The 1,966-nt window shown below is 71.3% G+C and carries 1 protein-coding gene; it reads right to left on the bottom strand.

What is annotated here, in order from left to right; genetic code table 11:
* Positions 1 to 1,701 (bottom strand): MDR family MFS transporter (locus H5J29_RS30690; RefSeq protein ID WP_181784440.1); only part of this gene is annotated, 1,701 nt, incomplete at its 3' end.
* Positions 1,702 to 1,966: the final 265 nt, after the last annotated feature.

Here is a 1,966-nt window from a genome sequence, read left to right as displayed (position 1 = left end):
GCTCACTCCCGAGCCGCCGGTGGCCGTCACGAACCCGTAGACCGCGGGCCCGACGCCGTCGGGGTCGGCCTCGGCGGCCGTGTCCGGCGCGGTCAGGGTGTGCCTGCCGCGCTCCCAGGCGGGCTCGCCGACGTGGTCCACCGCGGTGGCCGTCTCGGCCGCCTCGACCGTCCGGTCGGACCCGTTCGCGTCCGCCTGCTGCTGCTGGATGCCGCTCAGCGTGCGCAGCGGCACCTCCTTGACGAACACGATGGCCAGCACCGAGATCACCGCGAGCGCACCCGCGACCAGGAAGATCGTGGCCGTGCCGTCGCCGTACGCGGCGCGGACGATGTCGCCGAGCGCGGGTGGCAGGTCGTTGAGCGAGCTGATGCTCACCTCGCCGGTGCCGCCCGGCGGGACCGCGACGCCGGCGTCGGACAGGCCCCGGGTGGTCAGCGTGGTCACCCGGGAGGCGAGGACCGCGCCCAGCACCGAGACGCCGACCGTGCCGCCCAGCGACCGGAAGAACGTGACGGTCGACGACGCCGCGCCGAGGTCGGACGCCTTCACCGTGTTCTGCACGGCGAGCACGAGGTTCTGCATGGTCATGCCCATGCCGATGCCGAGCACGGCGAGGAACACCCCGACCAGCACCATGCTCGTGGTGTGGTCGATGGTGCCGAGCAGCCCGAACCCGACGACCATCAACACCGAGCCGACGACCAGGAAGACCTTCCACCTCCCGAGCCGCGAGATCAGGACGCCGGAGAAGGTGGCGGACAGCGTCGAGCCGATGATCATCGGCAGGGTCAGCAGCCCGGAGGCGGTCGGTGAGTAGCCGCGCGCGATCTGGAAGTACTGGCCGAGGAACACCGCGCCGCCGAACATCGCGACGCCGACCGCGACGCTCGCGACCGTGGCGAGCGTGGTGGTGCGGTCCTTGAACAGGTAGAGCGGCACGATCGGCTCGGCCGCACGGGACTCGACGAACACCGCCAGGGCGAGCAGGACGACGCCGATCCCCAGCAGCAGCCAGGAGGTGCCGGAGTTCCACGCGAAGTCGTTGCCCGCCAGCGTCACCCAGATCAGCAGGTCGCAGACGCCGCCCGCGATCAGGGCCGCGCCCAGGTAGTCGATCTTCACCTTGCGCTTGACGACCGGCAGGTTCAGCGTGCGCTGCACCACGACGAGCGCGACGACGGCGACCGGGGCCCCGACCCAGAAGCACCAGCGCCAGCCGAGCGAGCTGTCCACGATCACGCCGCCGATCAGCGGCCCGGCGACCGTGGCCAGGGACATGACCGCGGCGATCGGGCCGGTGTAACGGCCGCGCTCGCGCGGGCTGATCATCGCCGCCATGACGATGATCACCAGCGACTGCAGGGCACCGAGCCCCAGGCCCTGCACCGCACGCCACACGATCAGCGTGTCCACCGACTGCGAGAAGCCTGCGAGGATCGAGCCGCCGATGTAGAGCACGATCGCGATCTGGACCAGCAGCTTCTTGGAGAACAGGTCGGAGAGCTTGCCCCAGATCGGGGTGCTCGCCGTCGACGCCAGCAGGGTCGCGGTGACGACCCAGGTGTACTGGCTCTGCGAGCCGTGCAGGTCGGTGATGATGACCGGCAGGGCGTTGGACACGATGGTCGCCGACAGGAACGCCGTGAACATCGCGAGCAACATGCCGGTCAGCGCCTGGACGACCTGGCGCTGCGTCATGATGCCGCTGTCCTGGGCGTTCAGCGGGGCGGCCGGTGGGGCCCCTGCGGGCGGCTCGGCGGTGGTGGGGCTGGACACTTCTCTTCCTCGACTCTCAGGTGGCGTGCGGGCGTCAGCCGACGGCGGTGCGGGACCGGGTGGGGAGCGTCGACCGGTGGAGGTCGGCGAGCAGCCCGCGCAGCCCGTCGACGATGTGGGAGACCTCGTCGTCGCTGCGGTGGACCAGGGCGTCGGCGACCTGCTCGGCCCGGACGACGCGGTGACG

The organism is Pseudonocardia pini, assembly GCF_013870575.1.
GTDB lineage: Bacteria > Actinomycetota > Actinomycetes > Mycobacteriales > Pseudonocardiaceae > Pseudonocardia > Pseudonocardia pini.
Note: the sequence above shows the minus strand (reverse complement) of the source record. Positions and strands in the feature narration are given on the sequence as shown.